This window comes from Mycobacterium sp. NGS61 (assembly GCF_059812325.1).
In genome coordinates, this window is the sequence record NZ_JCALCL010000015.1 from 1 (window position 1) to 17,200 (window position 17,200).

Here is a 17,200-nt window from a genome sequence, read left to right on the forward strand (position 1 = left end):
TGACGCTGAGCGCGGCCGCGCAGGCGCTGACCGGGCTGGGCGACCGGTTCGGCCAGTCCATCGTCAACGGCAACGCGATCCTTGAAGACATCAACCCGCAGATGCCCCAGGCTCGCCGGGACATCCAGGGGCTGGCGGCTCTCGGTGACACCTACGCGAACGCCGCGCCCGACCTGCTGGACTTCCTCAACAACGCGGTGCCCACCGCGCGAACCATCAACGCGCAGCAGCGGGACCTGGACCAGGCGCTGCTGGCGGCGGCCGGATTCGGCAACACCGGCGCCGACGTCTTCGAGCGCGGCGGCCCGTACCTGGCCCGCGGCGCCCACGACCTGAAGCCCACGGCGGAGTTGCTGGACACCTACAGCCCCGAGCTGTACTGCACGTTGCGCAACTACCACGACGTGGAACCGACGGTCCGCAGCTTCCTGGGCGGCAACGGCTACTCGCTGAACACCCACTCGGAGATCCTCTCCGCTCTGGGTGCGCTGCTGAACCCCGTGTCGCTGGTGCCGCTGCTGCTCTCCCAGGTCGGCGGGCTGGCCGCGGGGCTGGTCGGTGGCGCACCGAACCCCTACATGTGGCCGGAGAACCTGCCGCGGGTGAACGCACACGGCGGCCCCGGCGGTGCCCCGGGTTGCTGGCAGCAGATCACCCGTCAGCTCTGGCCGGCACCGGAACTTGTGATGGACAGCGGAAACAGCATCGCGCCGTACAACCACCTGGAAACCGGTTCGCCCTATGTCCTTGAGTACGTCTGGGGCCGTCAAGTAGGGGACAACACGATCAACCCATGAAAATCACCGGTACTTTAGTCAAGCTCAGCATCTTCGCCTTCGTGCTGCTGATGTTCAGCGTCATGATCATCATCGTGTTCGGTCAGATCCGCTTTGACCGGACAAGTAGTTACTCCGCGGAGTTCAGCAACGTCAGCGGGCTGCGGTCGGGCCAGTTCGTGCGGGCCTCCGGAGTGGAGATCGGCAAGGTCAAGAACATTCAGCTGCTCGACGGCGGCCGGCGGGTGCGGGTGGACTTCGACGTCGACCGCGCCATACCTCTCTACCAGTCGACGACGGCCCAGATCCGCTACCTCGACCTGATCGGGAACCGCTACCTCGAGCTGCGGCGCGGGGAAGGGGACGGTGTCGACAAGGTCATGTCGGCGGGCGGGTTGATCCCGCTGTCGCGCACGTCGCCGGCCCTGGACCTGGACGCGTTGATCGGTGGTTTCAAGCCGGTGTTCCGGGCGCTGGACCCGGGCAAGGTGAACACCATCGCCAAAGAGCTGGTCATGGCGTTCCAGGGGCAGGGCGGCACGATCAACAACATCCTGACCCAGACCTCGCAGCTCACGTCCCAGCTGGCCGAGCGTGACCAGGCCATCGGTGAGGTGATCAACAACCTGAACAAGGTCCTGGACACCACCGTCCGGCACCGCAAGGACTTCGACCAGACCGTCAACAACCTCGAGGTGCTGATCACCGGGTTGAAGGATCACAGTGACGGACTGGCCGGCGGGACGGCGAACATCAGCAACGCTGCGGGGACGGTCGCCGATCTGCTGGCTGAGGACCGCGCGCTGTTGCACCGGACCGTCAACTACCTCGACGCGGTGCAGCAGCCGCTGATCGACCAGCGTCAGCAGCTCAACGACTTCCTGCACAGCGTGCCCAGTGCGTTGAACCACATCGGACGTGCGATCGGGTCCTACGGCGACTTCGTGAACTTCTATTCCTGCGACATCAGCCTCCGTATCAACGGTCTGCAGGCCGGTGGTCCGGTTCGTACCGTCCGGCTCTTCCACCAGCCGACAGGAAGGTGCGCGCCGCAATGAGAACGCTGGAGCCCCCCAATCGGCTGAAGATCGGGCTGATGGGCATCCTGGTGACGCTGTTGGTCATCGGGGTCGGCCAGAGCTTCACCAGTGTGCCGATGTTGATGGCCAAGCCCTACTACTACGGGCAGTTCACCGACACCGGCGGCATGAACAAGGGTGACAAGGTGCGCATCGCCGGCATGGACGCCGGCAAGATCGAGGCCATCAAGATCGACGGCGACCACATCGTGATGAAGTTCTCGATCGGTGTCGAGAAGATCGGCACCGAGAGCCGGCTGCAGATCCGCACCGACACACTGCTCGGCAAGAAGGTCCTCGAGATCGAGGCGCGCGGCAACCAGCCGCTGCGGCCCAACGGCGTCCTGCCGCTGGGACAGAGCACCACGCCCTACCAGATCTACGACGCCTTCCTGGACGTCACCAAAGCGGCCCGCGGCTGGGAGATCGACAGCGTGAAGCAGTCGCTGCACGTGCTCTCGGAAACCATCGATCAGACCTACCCGCAGCTGAGCCCGGCGCTGGAAGGGGTGTCCAAGTTCTCCGACACCCTCGGTAAGCGCGACGAGGAGCTCAAGCACCTGCTGGCCCAGGCCAACCAGGTGGCCAGCGTGCTCGGCGACCGCAGCCAGCAGGTGGACCGGTTGCTGGTCAACGCCAAGACGCTGCTGGCCGCCTTCAACGATCGCGGCCGCGCGATCGACAACCTGTTGGGCAACGTCGCCGCGTTCTCCACCCAGGTGCAGGGCCTGATCAACGACAACCCGAACCTCAACCACGTGCTGGAACAGTTGCGGATCGTCAGCGACACGCTGCGCGAGCGCAAGCAGGACGTGGCCGACGGCCTGCAGATGGTCGGTGGATTCCTCCCGTCGTTGAACGAGTCGATCGGATCGGGGCCGTTCTTCAAGGTCGTCATCCACAACCTGGTCCCGGGCCAGATCATTCAGCCGTTCATCGACGCCGCCTTCAAGAAGCGCGGCCTGGACCCGGAGAACTTCTGGCGCAGCGCCGGGCTCCCGGCCTACCGGTTCCCCGACCCCAACGGCACCCGGTTCCCCAATGGCGCGCCGCCGCCGGGACCGCTGGTGCTGGAAGGCACCCCGGAGCACCCGGGGCCGGCCGTGCCGCCCGGATCGCCGTGCTCGTACACGCCGCCGCCCGACGGCATCCCGACGCCGCAGAACCCGCTGCCCTGCATGGGGCTCAATGTCGGTCCGTTCGGCGGGATGGGCTTCCCGGCGCCGTTCGACGTACAGTCCTCGCCGCCCAACCCGAACGGGGTGCCGTACGTGCCGGGTCTGCCCATCGCCGGACGACCGGGTGAACCGGCGCCGGATGTGCCCGGGACGCCCGTGCCGATTCCGCCGAACAGCCCGCCGGGCTCGCGCACCGAACCGCTGGGGCCGGCGGGACCGGTCGGACCACCGTCGACGTTCGCACCCGGACTGCCACCCGGTCCGCCGGCGCAGCCCGGACCTGGGAACCAGTTGCCGGCGCCGTTCATCAATCCAGGCGGAGCCGGTGGCAGTGGCGCAGCGGGAGGTAGCCAGAATTGAGCACCATCTTTGACATCCGCAACATCCGGCTACCGAAGATGAACCGGGCGACGGTGATCATCGGTGCGTTGGCCGTGATCATTGCGCTCGTCCTGGCGGTCGTCGGCTGGAAGCTGTACCAGAAGTTGACCAACAACACGGTGACGGCCTACTTCAGCGCGGCGAACGCGCTGTATCCAGGTGACAAAGTCCAGATCATGGGCCTGAAGGTGGGCCGGATCGACAAGATCGAGCCGGCCGGTGACCAGATGAAGGTCACGTTCCACTATGAGAACCAGTACAAGGTGCCGGCCGACGCGCACGCCATGATCCTCAACCCCACCCTGGTGGCGTCGCGGGCGATCCAGCTGGAGCCGGCGTACAAGGGTGGACCGGTGCTGGCCAACAATGCGGTGATTCCGATGAGCCGCACGCAGGTGCCGGTGGAGTGGGACGACCTGCGCAACAGCATCACCGACATCATCTCGAAGCTGGGCCCCACCGAGGCGCAGCCGACCGGCCCGTTCGGCGAGGTGATCAACTCGTTCGCCAACGGTTTGTCGGGTAAGGGCCGCCAGCTCAACTCCACGCTGGACAACCTGTCCAAGGCGCTGACGGCGCTGAACGAGGGCCGCACCGACTTCTTCGCGGTGGTCAAGAGTTTGGCGCTGTTCGTCAACGCCCTGCATCAGGACGACAAGCAGTTCGTCGCGCTGAACCAGAACCTGGCGGACGTCACCGGCCGGCTGGCCAGCACCGACGGGGCACTGGCCGCGGCGGTCCGGCAGTTCGACGAGCTGCTGACCACGATCCGGCCGTTCCTGGACAAGAACCATGAGGTGTTGACCCACGACGTCAACAACCTGGCCGACGTAACCAACACCCTGCTGCAACCGGAATCGTTGAACGGTCTGGAGACCGCGCTGCACGTCCTGCCGACGGCCGCAGCAAATGTGAACCAGATCTATCACCCGTCACACGGTTCGGTGGTCTCCGTTCCGGAGATCACCAGCTTCGCCAACCCGATGCAGTTCATCTGCAGCTCGGTGCAGGCGGGTAGCCGGCTGGGATATCAGGAGTCCGCGGAACTGTGTGCGCAGTACCTGGCGCCGATCCTGGACTCGATCAAGTTCAACTACTTCCCGTTCGGGTTGAACACCTTCAACACCGCCGAGGTGTTGCCCAAGATGGTCGCCTACTCCGAAGAGCGGCTGCGGCCGCCGCCCGGGTACAAGGACACGACGGTGCCCGGTATCTGGGTGCCCGACACCCCGTTGTCACACCGCAACACCCAGCAGGGTTGGGTGGTGGCCCCGGGCATGCAGGGCGTGCAGGTGGGACCGATCACCGCGGGTCTGATGACCCCGGAGTCGCTGGCCGAGCTGATGGGCGGACCCGACATCGGGCCGATCCAGTCCACGCTGCAGACCCCGCCGGGACCGCCGAACGCCTATGACGAGTACCCGGTGGTGCCACCGGTGGCGTTGAACGCCCCGGTGCCGGTGCAGCCGCCACCACCCGGACCCAACGTGATCCCGGGACCGGTCGCACCGACTCCCGCGGCTCCCGGGCCCGCGTTGAATGCGCCGGTCGGCGCGCCGCTGCCGGCTGAAGCAGGAGGGGGCCAGTGACCGCGTCGGGGATATTGCCCAGGTTCCGACGCGGAACCTGGCGGGCAGCGGTGCTGCTGGTGGCGGCACTGATGCTGAGTTCGTGTGGTTGGAAGGGCATCTCCCAGGTCGCCCTGCCCGGTGCGCCGGGCAGCGGGGAAGGGGCGTTCACCGTCTATGCCCAGGTGCCGGACACCCTGGCGATCAACGGCAACAGCAAGGTGATGGTCGCCGACGTCGAGGTGGGTTCGATTCGCAAGATCGAGCTCAAGAACTGGATAGCCACGCTGACCCTCGGCCTGAACAAGGGCGTCAAGCTGCCGCGCAACGCCCAGCTCAAAATCGGCCAGACCAGCTTGTTGGGTTCGCAGCACGTGGAGTTGCTCGCCCCGGAGAACCCGTCCAAGGAACTGCTGAAAAACGGCGACCGGATCGATCTGAAGAACTCGTCGGTGTATCCCAACATCGAACAGACGCTGGCCGTGGTCTCCCTGATCCTGCGCGGTGGCGGCATTCCCAACCTCGAAGTGCTGCAGAACGAGGTCTACGCGATCCTCAAGGGCCGGGGCACCCAGATCAAGGAATTCTTCGGCAAACTCGACACCTTCACCCGCCAGCTCAACGAGCAGCGCAACGACATCACCCACGCCATCGATTCCACGAACCGGCTGCTCGGGTACGTGGGTAATCGCAACGACGTGCTGGAACGGGTGCTGACCGATTTCCCGCCGTTGCTCAAGCACTTCGCCGACACCAGGAACCTGCTGATCAACGCGGTGGACTCGGTCGGCAGGCTGAGTCGGGTCACCGACCAGTACCTGTCCGAGGCGCGCAGCGACCTGCACAGCGACCTGCAATCGCTGCAGTGCCCGCTGCGGGAACTGGGCAAGGGCTCGCCGTACCTGATCGGCGCGTTGAAGATCATCCTGACCCAGCCGTTCGACATCGACTCGGTGCCGGCAGTGTTCCGCGGCGACTACTTAAACGTCAACGCCACGCTGGATGTGACGCTGAGCTCGGTGGACAACGCGGTGCTCACCGGTACCGGGTTCTCCGGTCTGCTGCGTGCGATCGAGCAGTCGTTCGGGCGTGACCCGGAGTCGATGATCCCGGACGTTCGGTACACGTCGAACCCGAACGACGCGCCAGGCGGACCGCTGGTGGAAAGGGCGGAGCGAGGCCAATGCTGACTCCCTTTGTCAAACGCCAACTGATGATCTTCACGGCCCTGACCGTGGTGGCACTGTCGGTGCTGGGCATCTATTACCTGCAGATCCCCACCCTGGTGGGCATCGGGCGCTACGAACTCACCGCGGAGTTGCCGGCCTCCGGTGGTCTGTACCCGACGTCCAACGTGACGTACCGCGGCATCACGATCGGCAAAGTCGAAGACGTGGTGCCGACCGCGAAGGGCGCCGAGGCCAAGTTGAGCATCGACAGTCGCTACAAGATCCCGGTCGACGCCGTGGCCAACGTGCATTCCGTCTCCGCGGTCGGTGAGCAGTATCTGGACCTGGTGTCCGACGGCAACCCGGGGAAGTTCTTCGCGGCGGGCCAGACCATCACCAAGGGCACCGTGCCCAGCGAGATCGGACCGGCACTGGACACCGCCAACCGCGGGCTGGCGGTGTTGCCCAAGGAGAAGATCCCGCAGCTGCTCGACGAGACCGCACTGGCGGTAGGCGGGTTGGGTCCGGCGCTGCAGCGGTTGGTCGACGCCACTCAGGCGATCGTGGGCGACTTCCGCACCAACATCACCGACATCAACGACATCATCCAGCACTCGGGACCGGTCCTGGACAGTCAGGTGACCTCGGGTAGTGCGATCGAACGCTGGTCGCGCAACCTCAACGTGCTGGCCGCCCAGACCGCGGCGGAAGATCAGCATCTGCGCAGCGTGCTGACCCAGGCCGCGCCGACCGCCGACCAGGTGAACCAGGTGTTCACCGACGTGCGGGATTCGCTGCCGCAGACCCTGGCGAACCTCGAGGTGGTGTTCGACCTGCTCAAGCGCTACCACAAGGGTCTCGAACAGGTGGTGGTGTTCCTGCCGCAGGGCGCTTCGATCGCCCAGACAGTGGGGGCGCCGTTCCCGAACCAGGCCGCGCTGGACCTGGCGCTGGCGATCAACCAGCCGCCGCCGTGCCTGACCGGGTTCATCCCGGCGTCGCAGTGGCGGTCGTTCGCCGACACCAGTGACCAACCCTTGCCGGTCGGAACGTATTGCAAGATTCCGATGGACACGCCGGCGAACAGCGTGCGCGGATCGCGCAACATTCCGTGTGTCGACGTGCCCGGCAAGCGGGCCGCCACGCCGAGGGAGTGCCGCAGCACCAAGCCGTACGAGCCGGCGGGTACCAACCCCTGGTACGGCGACCCGAACCAGCTGCTGAGCTGCCCGGCGCCGGGAGCGCGGTGCGACCAGCCGGTCAAGCCCGGCCTGGTGGTGCCGGCGCCGTCGGTGAACAACGGCCTGAACCCGATGCCTGCGGACCGACTGCCGCCGGGAGGGTTGACGCCGCCGCCGAAGAGCGACCCGCTGACGCGACCCGGCACGGGCGCGGTCAACTGCAACGGGCAACAGCCCAACCCGTGCGTCTACACTCCGGGCGGGCCCCCGTCCGCTGTGTACAGCCCGCAGAGTGGTCAGCTGGTAGGGCCCGACGGGGTGACATACTCCGTCGAGAACTCAACCAAAACAGGAGACGACGGATGGAAGGAGATGCTGGCACCGGCCGGCTGAACCCCATCGACGAGGACGATTCGCCGGGTACCCAGGCAGAGACCACGGATGCGAAGGTATCCCTGGTCAAAGGCGACCCGACAGACTCTGAGGCGCAGACCGCGGATACAGACGTGTCGTCGGTCGACGAGTCGACCGACGGGAACGACGGATCCCGGGATGCGGCTGACGCGGCTCCCGAGCGGCGCCCGTCGCGGCTGAATCGCGGCTGGCTGATCGGCATCGCCGCGGTGTTGGTCATCCTCACCGGCGCCGTCGCGGCCGGCGGTTACGTCGCACTGCGCTATCACAAAGACTTCCAGGCCGACGCGCGCAACGACGCGACCGCACTGCGCATCGCCAAGGAATGCGTCGCTGCGACCCAGGCCCCCGACACCGACAGCATGGCCGCCAGCGAACAGAAGATCATCGACTGCGGAACCGACCAGTACCGCACCCAGGCGCTGCTGTACAGCAGCATGCTCGTCCAGGCGTACCAGGCCGCCAATGTGCACCTGAAGGTGGCCAATCTGCGGGCGGCCGTCGAGCGGCACAATCCGGACAGTTCGGTTGACGTCCTGGTCGCTCTGCAAGTCAAGGTGTCCAACGCGCAGGCGCAGGACCAACTGTCGGGCTACCGGTTGCGGGTGCGGATGGAACCGACTGACGGCACCTACAAGATCTCCAAACTCGAAGTGGTGACGAAGTGACGATGGTGGTCGAGGACATCCAGACCACGACGATCGCCCAGGACCTGCCCGAGAAAGCGTTGGCGCCCTGGCACCTTCGCGCCGCCGCATTCTCGGTGGATGTGCTGCCGGGTCTTGCGGCGGCGGTCTCGCTGGCGGTGGTGTCCTTCTCCTTGCCGGCCCGCGACGCCTGGTGGTGGGTCTGTATCGCCGCGCTGGGCGCGGTGGTGCTCGCGGTGTTGGTCAACCGACTGCTGCTGCCGACGCTCACCGGCTGGAGTCTGGGCCGGGCGTTGTTCGGTATCGCGGTGTCGCGGCGGGACGGCGCCGAACTGAGCCCGTGGTGGTTGCTGGTCCGCGAGGTGGCTCACCTGCTCGATACGGCGGCGCTGCTGCTCGGCTGGCTGTGGCCGTTGTGGGATTCCGAACGCCGCACATTCGCCGACATGCTCACCCGTACCGAGGTGCTGCGCGTGGTACCGCACGAGCATCACGAGAAGGTGCGGCAATGGACGGTCGTGGCACTGCTCGTCGCGGCCACGGTGTGTATGGATGCCGTCGGCGTGGGCTATGAGGCGAGCTATCAGCCGGCCCGCGCGATCGACCAGACCCGCGCCGAGATCTCCATCCAGGGGCCGAAGCTCGTCGCCCAGATGTTGACCTACGATCCGGCCACCCTGCGCGACGACTTCGCCCGCGCCCTCTCCTTGACCACGGACAGGTACCGTCCCGAATTGGCCGCTCAGCAGCAGTCGGTGGAGAAGGGCCATCCGGTCGTCAACGAGTACTGGGTGACGGCGAGCTCGGTGCTCTCGGCTGCCGGGGACCGCGCGACGATGCTGCTGTTCATGCAAGGCCGGCGCGGGTCGGGTCCGGAGACGCGCTACATCTCCGCCAGCGTGCGGGTGAAGTTCTTCAAGGGTCGCGACAATCGTTGGCGCGTCGACGATCTCACCGTGCTGGCCAAGCCGAAACCGCCGGGAGGCGGCAAATGAGCCCCCGCCGCAAGTTCGCGCCCGGCGAGCTGTCGCTGCTGGTCGCGCAGCCGGTGCCGCCGCGGCGCCGGGACCTGCGGATCGTCGCGACCGCCGCGACGTTGCTGATGGTCGCCGCGGTCACACTGTCCACCCTGATGCTGATCGACCACGTCCGCCGGGACCGCACCGCCGAACGGGAGACATCGGCGGTCAACTACGTCAAATGGTTCATGACCGGCTTCACGTCCATCGATCCGTTCCACGCCAACGACTACGTCGACCGGGTTCTGGCCCAGGCGACCGGCGACTTCCACAAGCAGTACGAAGAAAAGGCGAACGACATCCTGCTGCAGGTCGCGCGTGCCGAGCGCGCCACCGGGACGGTCCTGGAGGCGGGGGTGGAACGGTGGAACGACGACGGCAGCGTCACCGTCCTGGTGGCTACCGACGTGACGTCCAAGACGCCGGACGGCAAGCAGGTCCTGGAGAACACCAACCGTTGGTCGGCAACGGCGAAGCAGGAAGGGAATCAGTGGAAGATCAGCAACCTGCTGCAGGTGATCTGACCGTCGCGGCCGATGACGACACTCGCACGGCAGACGACACGGTAGCCACTGCCGCGCCGGACACGTCGGCTGAGGCTGAGGCTGAGGCTGACGCTGAGACTGAGCAGACCCCCGACACCGCGGAAGATGCGCAGGCGGGCAGCGCCGAGCCGGCGGCTCCGGAGAAAGCTGCCAAGAAGAAGCGGCCCGGCCGGTGGGTCGCGGCGGTGGTCGCACTGCTAGCTGCCGCCTTCGTGGGGTCGGCAGCGTTCGCCGGAGCCACCGTGCAGCCCTACCTCGCCGAGCGCGCTACGGTGGACATCAAGTTGAAAGTGGCTCGCGCGGCGGTGAACACGGTCACCACGCTGTGGAGCTACACCCCGGAGAACATGGACAGCCTGTCCGATCGCGCGTCCAACTACCTGACCGGTGATTTCCAGGCGCAGTACCGCAAGATGATCGATCAGATCTCCGCACCCAGCAAGCAAACCAAGATCACCAACTCCACCGAGGTCACCGGGGTGGCCGTGGAGTCGCTCAACGGCCCCAACGCCACGGTCATCGTGTACACCAACACCTCCACCACCAGCCCGAAGACCAAGAACATCCCGACCCTGCAGTATCTGGCGTACCTGCTCACCATGAAGCTCGTCGACGACCACTGGAAGGTGACCAGGATGAACACCGTCACCTCGCTGGATGTGAAACCCAACCTGTAGCGGTCGTCGTTGGCTGCCGCCGCGGTTGTCTCGTCCCCGGTCTCGCATCGGCTGACCGTCACGGCCCTGCTGCTGCTGACCTTCTCGACGGGGCTGGCCGATGCGATCAGTGTCCTGGTGCTCGGCCACGTGTTCGTGGCGAACATGACCGGCAACGTGATTTTCCTGGGTTTCTGGTTCGCCCCCGACGCCAACGTGGACCTGACCGCGGCCCTGGTTGCGTTCCCGTCCTTCGTCGCCGGGACCATTCTTGGGGGCAGGATGATGCGTTATTTCGGCGATCGGATCAGGACCTGGCTCACCACCGCGCTGGGCACCGAAGCGGCCCTGCTGGCGGCGTTGTCGATCGCCGCGGGCACCGGCGTCTGCGGCTACCACGACAACAGCAAGCTGTTTCTGATCGCCGGGTTGTCGATCGCCTACGGACTGCAGCATGCCACCGCCCGCCAGTTCGGCGTCCAGGAGCTCACCACCACGGTGCTGACGTCGACGATCGTCGGCCTCGGGGTGGACAGCCGGCTGGCCGGGGGCACCGGCAGTCGCGAAAAGCTCCGCTACAGCGTGGTTTTGACGATGTGCGCCGGGGCGGTGCTGGGTGCGACGCTGACGCGGTTGGTGGTCGCTCCGGTGCTCGCGCTGGCCGCAGGCATCACCGTGGTCAGCATGCTGATCTTCCGGTTCGGGCCTAGTTGAACGCGAGCCAGCTGGGCAGTGCCCGTTCGTGGGAGTCACACAGCACCTGACGGGTGTCGCAGGAGCCTTTGGGGCTCCCCGCACCGGCCCACATGCCGCCGGTGTCGCGGCGCAGCACGATCGCCGACGAGCCGCCACCGTCGAGCAACACCGCGGTGTCGCTGCCCAGGCCGCGGAACAGGTCCTGGATGTTGTCGGGGGTGTAGTTGCCACCCTCGAAGATGTACATCTCGTCCTTCTGCTTGTTGTAGGCCAGCGCAGTGCGCGCCGCACTGGGTCCACCGTCGTTGAGCTGGCCGGTGCTGCCGGGCGACAGCAGACCGATGCCGGCCACCGCCACGAACTTCGCGTTCTTGTTCAGCAGATCCTGGATCACTGGCGTGGCGAGGTCGTAGTCTTCTCTGCCCTTGGGCCGCAACACATATGGCGCTCCGCCGACCGGAATGATCATCGTCGTCAGCGACGTCCAGGACTCGTTGCCACCGGAGAGGCCCTGTTTACCCGGATAGGCGACGGTGCCGGTGACGGCCTGGTTGGCGCGGCCCTGCCCGTGGGTGTTGTCCACGAAGGCGCCCAGCGGCGAACTGCAGCCGGTGTCGCGCCACGACCCGCCCTTCTGGCCGCGCACGTCGAAGAAGTTCGCGTTGATCGCGACGGTCGGCTGTCCCATCCGGGCCCAGGCCTGCAGCGGGGCATAGGTCTCCGAGGCCTGCCAGAGGCCTTCACCGGTGCGCGCGCCGGGGTTGTTCTCGCACTTGGCCTGGTCGCCGGTGTGGCTGTCGACCAGCAGGTGCGGCTGCAGGCGCGACGACGCGCTCTTGATGATCACCAGATGCCCGCCGTTGTTCATCTCGTATGCGCGACCCGAGCCGTCGAGCAGTGGCATCGGGTGACCGCCGCCGAAGTTGTAGACCAGATAGGTTCCCTTGGTGGTGGCGATGGCCTGTTCCAGCAACTCGCGCGCATCGGCAGCGCGGGCCAGCGGTTGCCCGGCGGTGCTTGCGAGGCCGACGCACACCGCGAGGGTGGCGCAACTCGCCGTCAGCCTGCGCAACACGGCAGATGGCGTCAGCACGGGAAACCCTTTCGGCCCGGTTCGGGTGAACAGGAACCATCCCAGGATTAGTCACATCTGTCACACTGTCAACTTATGTCACAGGTGCGTGACGGTTCGGCCGCGCCGGAATTACGTTTGCTCGCTTGGGGTTTCGGCTTTCTCGTTCGGGTCGTCTTCGGTGGGGGGCGCGGCCTCGGCGTTGCGCGCCTTCTCGGTGCGCGCCTGGTGCTGTGCCTGATGTTCCGCGGCGATCGCGAGCTCGACCGCGCCCGGGATCCGGTGAAAACCCTTGCGGTCGTACAGGTGTGTGACGATGCCGCCCAGCAGCAGCCCGATCACCAGCCCGATGGCGGTCATCAGCAGCGCCTGGGACAGGCCGGTTTCCGGGTGGCCGTCGAGGTAGAGCAGCGAACGCACACCCAGAAAAACCTGGTGCATAGGTTCGAACTCGGCCAGCCAGCGGAACAACGGCGGCACGGCTTCCAGCGGCACCGTCGCCCCGGCCGAGGGCAGGCCCAGGATCACAAAGATCAGCATGCTGAACAACAGGCCCATCGAACCCAGCACGGCGATCAGCGAACTGGACGTGATGCCCACCGCGCAGATGGCGAACACGCCGTAGAGCCAGAGGTGCCAGACCGACGGGATGGGCATGCCGAGCTTGTGCGCGATGGCGATGTACACCCCCGACGTCAGCAACGCCAGCACCACCATCAGCATCCACTTGATCAGCAGGGTGCGGAACCGCGAGATGCGGACCTGTTCGGCGAAGCGGTAGACCGGGCCGAATTCGGCTGGCACGTAACCCAGCATCGAATCCACCAGGGTGCTGACCACGATGCTGCCGGTGAAACCGGCCAGCAACAGCAGCAGCGCATAGTAAAAGGCCGACAACCCGTTTCCGGTGCCATTGGGTAGCGGGTTGTACACGGCCGACTTGATCTCTATCGGACTCTGCACGGCGAGGATGGTCGCGCCGGCCAGCGGCGTACCCGCGGCCTGGGCCTGGACTTCGGCCGAAAGACGTTCGCCGATCTTGGCATTCGCCGTGGTCGCCACCTGGGTCAGCGCCTGACCGGCGATGCTCGACCCGAGGGTGCCGGCCCGCGGGTTGGTCGAGATTGTGATGGTCGCCCGTTGCCCGCGGCTGGGCGACAACGCACTCTCGCCGAGCTCATGCAGCGTCGACGAGAACGACACCGGGATGACCAGCTCGCCGTACACCTGGGCTCGGTCGAGCAACTGTCTGGCTTCGGCCTGAGTCACGACGCGGACGTCGAACTTGTCCTTGTCCGCGTTGGCCAGCAGACCGTCCACCACCTGTTTGCCATACGGCCCGGCGTCCTGGTTGACGACGGCGACCGGGAAATGCCGCAGGTTGGTGGTCGGATTCAGGATGCCGCCCAGATACAGCGCGGACAACGCGGACAGCAACGCCAACGTGATGACGATGGGCGCCGCCCAGAACCGCACCGTGCGAAGGGACTTGGTGTTCCGGTCGGGCTTGGGCAGCGCGTGCCGAGCCTGCTTCTGAGACATGGGGCTCCTGTCTGTCGTGCCCACTGTATCGGCTCGAACCGACCGTCAGCCGCCCAGTTTCGCGTGCATCTCCCACACCAGCACCTCGCAGTTCCGCAGCGCGGTCAACCGCCGGCCGCAGGTGTCGGTGAGCCGGGCGGCGTCACCGACCGCGAGTTCGCCGGCGTCCTCGAGTCGCACTTCGCCGCGTGTGACGAACGCGTGCAGATACGGTGCCGCGGGTAGCTCCACCGAGTCGCCGCTGCCCAGCCGCGCGACGTGCAGTGCGGCCGAGCGGTTGTGCAGTGTCAGGGCCCCGTCGTGTCCGGGGATGCCCGAGGCGATGGTGAGAAGACCGCCGCGGGACAGTTGGTCGTCGACATCGACCTGCTGGTGGCCGGGGGTGATGCCGGTCTGATCCGGCGCGATCCACATCTGGATGAAATGCACTGGCTTGAAAGAGGATTCGTTCTTCTCCGAATGGACAATGCCACTGCCGGCCGACATCCGTTGTGCCAGGCCGGGATAGATGACACCCTGGTTGCCGGCCGAATCCCGGTGAGTGAGTTCGCCGTCCAGTACCCAGGTGACGATCTCCATGTCCCGGTGTGGATGGCTGTCGAATCCGGTGGCCGGCTGCACGCGGTCGTCGTTGTTGACCAGCAGCAGTCCGTGGTGGGTGTTGTCGGGGTCGTAGTGATCGCCGAACGAGAAAGAATGCCGGGACTGCAGCCAATCTGTCCTGGTGACAGCGCGATCCACGGCTCGCCGGATGTCCACGGTGGCAGGCACGGGCGCTACCGTCGTGCGGTCGGCAGGGCTCGGGCGTGCGCGTCATCGAGCCCGGTCACGGTCGGGCGTCCTGATGGCCGGGGTACGTCGCGGCGGCCAGTTGCAGGATCTCGTCGCGATCGGCCGCCAGGATGAAACCGGACTGAATCGCCTCGTCCAGCGCGAGGGTGAACCCGGCCAGGTAATCCGGCGCGCCCCCCGGGTAGAGCCGGCGCAGGGTGTCCTCGTCGAATGGTTCGCCGGAACCGAAGATCGCCGACATGATGTTTGCGTCGTCGCTGACCCCCGACGTCCGGGCGATCGGAATGTCCACCCACGGGGTGCGCACGCCACCCGCGGCGATGCCATGGGCGTCCAGCACCGGCGCGGGCGGGTCGTCCTCATGCACCTCCAGCAATGGCGCGCTGGGCGGCGGCGCGCCGGTGCGCACCCAGTTGTGCAGTGCGGCAAGCGCAGCCTGCACCACGTAGTGGTGTTGCGGCCCGAAGTTGATGTAGTGGTCGAGCTGCTGGCCCATCAGGCTGCGGGTGGGGGTGTAGGCCGCCGCGAGGTCCTCGATGGACGCCGACCCGGAGTCGATGGCTGCGACCTGGATCGTGTAATTGTCGGCGTGCGCGGCGCCGGCGATCTCCCACACCCGCAGCAGCTCGTTGTCGGGTTGCCTGGCGAAGTAGTACCCCTGCGGCGTGGCGCCGAAGAGATCGGTTTCGGTGATGACCGTGACGAGCGGCACGCGCAGGTCCGGCCGGAACCTGACCGGCGTTGAGGGGGCGTTGAGCAGCTCGAAAATGGACCGGCTGTCCACCGGCGCGGCGGGGCCGAAGCGGGAGTGCACCAGAAAACCGTCGTACACCTCAGCCAGCGGATCCACGGCATTGATGTAGCTGGTCAAGAACATCGCGGACTGCGATTCACCGAGGGCGATGACGTGCTCGGCGGTCAGCCCGTCCAGGACGGCCGGGCCGGAGTCGGTGACCAGCCGGCCGGCCTGGGAGAAGATGTCGTAGGCGAACGCATCGCCGGGGTGCTCCAGGCTCGCATACCGTTGCGGGCTTTGACTTTTCAGCGACATATCCATGCCCAGCAGATTCATTCCGCCGTCGATGCCGACCTTCTGGACCGAGACCATGACGTAGGCGTAGCCCGCGCGGATCACCTCGCGGTGAGCCATCATCCAGACGGCCGGCGCATCGATGCCACCGCTGACATTGAGCCATTCGACCAGCACGGAGCCGTTGAACCTGGTGTGATCGGCAGGAGTCAGCACCACCATCCGGGTGATGTAATCCGCTGTCTGCGAAGGGATTACCGTCCACCGGCCGCCCGGGTCCAGCTCGCCTTCGGGGGTGTAGGACCGCGCGGTGCCGGAGATGAAGAACTCGTGCGCGACGTAGCCCACCTCGCCGATGTCGAAGGCGCCCAACAGCAGCAGCGGCTGACCTGGCACAGGTGTGGCGGTAGGCGAATCTGTCACAGCGACTCCGGCAGTCCGAATGTGGTGAACAACGACCCGTCCAGAAACGCGACGACATGCGACACACCGTCGCTGCGGATGTCCAGGACGTGCAGCTGGAACGGCACATGCCGCTCGCCCATCCGCAGGTACATCGCCGCCGCCGGCTGTCCGTTGGCCAGCAACGGGACCATTCGCATGTCACCCGGCAGCTCGGCGGGGCATTTCTGGTGAATGAGCGCGATGATGTCGCGCGCGCCCCGGTACCAGCCGGTGTAGGGCGGCATCTCCCAGATGGCCTCGGCGGTGAACACGTCGACCAGCTGGTCGATGTCGTAGGACTCGAACGCGGCGATGTAGCGGGCCAGCAGATCCTGGGCCTGGGCCGAGTCGGGGTCCGCGAGCCGGTCTTCCGTGCTGGGCCCGACAGCTTCCAACTGGGTGCGGGCCCGCTGCAGCAGACTGTTGACGGCGACGGTGGTGGTGCCGATGGCCTCGGCCACCTCGGCGGCCTTCCACTGCAACACATCCCGCAGCAGCAACACCGCCCGCTGCCGCGCCGACAGGTGCTGCAGGGCGGCCACGAACGCCAGCCGCACCGATTCGCGCCGGCCGACCACCTCCGCGGGATCGTGCGGGTCTGCCTGCGGCAGGGGCTCCAGCCAGGGCACCTCGGCCCGCTCGACGAGCTCCGCCGTCGGGTCCGAGCTGGAGGTACCCAGCCCGGTCGGCAGCGGCCGGCGCTGCTGACCCTCCAGGGCCGTCAGGCAGGTGTTGGTGGCGATGCGGTACAGCCAGGTGCGCACCGAGGATCTGCCCTCGAACCGGTCATAGGATTTCCAGGCCCGCAGCAGGGTCTCCTGCACCAGATCCTCGGCGTCGTGCAGGGAGCCGGTCATCCGGTAGCAGTGTGCGAGCAGTTCACGCCGATAAGGCTCGGCGTGGGCGGCGAAATCGGAGGCCGAAGCACCCTCGCCACCGGCCGTGTTTTCGGTGAGCACACTCACCCGGTCGAGACTACGCAGACGCTGTGACAACTCATAGGCAGGAGAC

The 17,200-nt window shown here is 66.5% G+C and carries 15 protein-coding genes and 1 pseudogene; 11 read left to right on the forward strand and 5 right to left on the reverse strand.

From position 1 onward, the window contains the following. The 11 genes from AC5Y3Z_RS23005 to AC5Y3Z_RS23055 form a co-directional block, all read left to right on the forward strand. The coding region (locus tag AC5Y3Z_RS23005; protein ID WP_500001861.1) for an MCE family protein at positions 1-797 on the forward strand (797 nt) is incomplete at its 5' end. Beyond that, the gene (locus tag AC5Y3Z_RS23010) at positions 794-1,834 is read left to right on the forward strand and encodes a virulence factor Mce family protein (RefSeq protein WP_463827952.1); all 1,041 of its coding nucleotides are present in this window, start codon (positions 794-796) and stop codon (positions 1,832-1,834) included. The genes AC5Y3Z_RS23005 and AC5Y3Z_RS23010, both read left to right, overlap by 4 nt. Next, on the forward strand, positions 1,831-3,393 hold the full coding sequence (locus tag AC5Y3Z_RS23015; RefSeq protein ID WP_463827953.1) for a virulence factor Mce family protein: 1,563 nt from the start codon (positions 1,831-1,833) through the stop codon (positions 3,391-3,393). Before AC5Y3Z_RS23010 ends, AC5Y3Z_RS23015 begins: the two co-directional genes overlap by 4 nt. Then, the gene (locus AC5Y3Z_RS23020) at positions 3,390-5,003 is read left to right on the forward strand and encodes a virulence factor Mce family protein (protein ID WP_473138884.1); all 1,614 of its coding nucleotides are present in this window, start codon (positions 3,390-3,392) and stop codon (positions 5,001-5,003) included. The genes AC5Y3Z_RS23015 and AC5Y3Z_RS23020 overlap by 4 nt, the downstream gene beginning before the upstream one ends. Beyond that, on the forward strand, positions 5,000-6,172 hold the full coding sequence (locus AC5Y3Z_RS23025; protein ID WP_473138885.1) for a virulence factor Mce family protein: 1,173 nt from the start codon (positions 5,000-5,002) through the stop codon (positions 6,170-6,172). Before AC5Y3Z_RS23020 ends, AC5Y3Z_RS23025 begins: the two co-directional genes overlap by 4 nt. Beyond that, the gene (locus AC5Y3Z_RS23030) at positions 6,166-7,725 is read left to right on the forward strand and encodes an MCE family protein (RefSeq protein WP_473138886.1); all 1,560 of its coding nucleotides are present in this window, start codon (positions 6,166-6,168) and stop codon (positions 7,723-7,725) included. The genes AC5Y3Z_RS23025 and AC5Y3Z_RS23030 overlap by 7 nt, the downstream gene beginning before the upstream one ends. Next, the gene (locus tag AC5Y3Z_RS23035; protein WP_473138887.1) at positions 7,695-8,414 is read left to right on the forward strand and encodes an Rv1363c family protein; all 720 of its coding nucleotides are present in this window, start codon (positions 7,695-7,697) and stop codon (positions 8,412-8,414) included. Before AC5Y3Z_RS23030 ends, AC5Y3Z_RS23035 begins: the two co-directional genes overlap by 31 nt. Further along, positions 8,411-9,388, forward strand: coding sequence for an RDD family protein (locus AC5Y3Z_RS23040; protein WP_463827958.1), 978 nt, complete (start codon positions 8,411-8,413; stop codon positions 9,386-9,388). The genes AC5Y3Z_RS23035 and AC5Y3Z_RS23040 overlap by 4 nt, the downstream gene beginning before the upstream one ends. Continuing rightward, positions 9,385-9,936, forward strand: a complete 552-nt coding sequence (locus AC5Y3Z_RS23045; RefSeq protein WP_463827959.1) for an Rv1363c family protein — start codon at positions 9,385-9,387, stop codon at positions 9,934-9,936. The genes AC5Y3Z_RS23040 and AC5Y3Z_RS23045 overlap by 4 nt, the downstream gene beginning before the upstream one ends. After that, positions 9,903-10,634: a mammalian cell entry protein gene (locus tag AC5Y3Z_RS23050; RefSeq protein ID WP_463827960.1), complete on the forward strand. Its 732-nt coding sequence runs from the start codon at positions 9,903-9,905 to the stop codon at positions 10,632-10,634. The genes AC5Y3Z_RS23045 and AC5Y3Z_RS23050 overlap by 34 nt, the downstream gene beginning before the upstream one ends. A 9-nt stretch (positions 10,635-10,643) precedes the next feature. Next, entirely contained in the window at positions 10,644-11,327 is a 684-nt protein-coding gene (locus AC5Y3Z_RS23055) for a YoaK family protein (protein WP_473138888.1), read from the forward strand. Here the strand turns inward: AC5Y3Z_RS23055 and AC5Y3Z_RS23060 are convergent. From AC5Y3Z_RS23060 to AC5Y3Z_RS23080, 5 genes and pseudogenes are all read right to left on the reverse strand, one after another. Next, positions 11,320-12,442 (reverse strand): annotated as a pseudogene (locus tag AC5Y3Z_RS23060) (phosphodiester glycosidase family protein). The gene AC5Y3Z_RS23055 and the pseudogene AC5Y3Z_RS23060 overlap by 8 nt on opposite strands. A gap of 71 nt (positions 12,443-12,513) precedes the next feature. Beyond that, a complete protein-coding gene (locus tag AC5Y3Z_RS23065) occupies positions 12,514-13,923 on the reverse strand; it encodes a YhgE/Pip domain-containing protein (RefSeq protein ID WP_473138889.1) in 1,410 nt (469 codons plus the stop codon). A gap of 45 nt (positions 13,924-13,968) precedes the next feature. Beyond that, positions 13,969-14,694: a pirin family protein gene (locus AC5Y3Z_RS23070; protein ID WP_473138890.1), complete on the reverse strand. Its 726-nt coding sequence runs from the start codon at positions 14,692-14,694 to the stop codon at positions 13,969-13,971. A 55-nt stretch (positions 14,695-14,749) separates the two neighbouring features. Further along, entirely contained in the window at positions 14,750-16,168 is a 1,419-nt protein-coding gene (locus AC5Y3Z_RS23075) for an alpha/beta hydrolase domain-containing protein (protein ID WP_473138891.1), read from the reverse strand. Beyond that, a complete protein-coding gene (locus AC5Y3Z_RS23080; protein ID WP_473138892.1) occupies positions 16,165-17,154 on the reverse strand; it encodes a sigma-70 family RNA polymerase sigma factor in 990 nt (329 codons plus the stop codon). The genes AC5Y3Z_RS23075 and AC5Y3Z_RS23080 overlap by 4 nt, the downstream gene beginning before the upstream one ends. Between the last annotated feature and the right edge of the window lie 46 nt (positions 17,155-17,200).

Excerpts from the sequence above, each read along its gene's own strand:
- AC5Y3Z_RS23035 (WP_473138887.1), top strand. The coding sequence starts at position 7,695 with ATGGAAGGAGATGCTGGCACCGGCCGGCTGAACCCCATCGACGAGGAC.
- AC5Y3Z_RS23065 (WP_473138889.1), bottom strand. The coding sequence starts at position 13,923 with ATGTCTCAGAAGCAGGCTCGGCACGCGCTGCCCAAGCCCGACCGGAAC.
- AC5Y3Z_RS23015 (WP_463827953.1), top strand. The coding sequence starts at position 1,831 with ATGAGAACGCTGGAGCCCCCCAATCGGCTGAAGATCGGGCTGATGGGC.
- AC5Y3Z_RS23010 (WP_463827952.1), top strand. The coding sequence starts at position 794 with ATGAAAATCACCGGTACTTTAGTCAAGCTCAGCATCTTCGCCTTCGTG.
- AC5Y3Z_RS23045 (WP_463827959.1), top strand. The coding sequence starts at position 9,385 with ATGAGCCCCCGCCGCAAGTTCGCGCCCGGCGAGCTGTCGCTGCTGGTC.
- AC5Y3Z_RS23030 (WP_473138886.1), top strand. The coding sequence starts at position 6,166 with ATGCTGACTCCCTTTGTCAAACGCCAACTGATGATCTTCACGGCCCTG.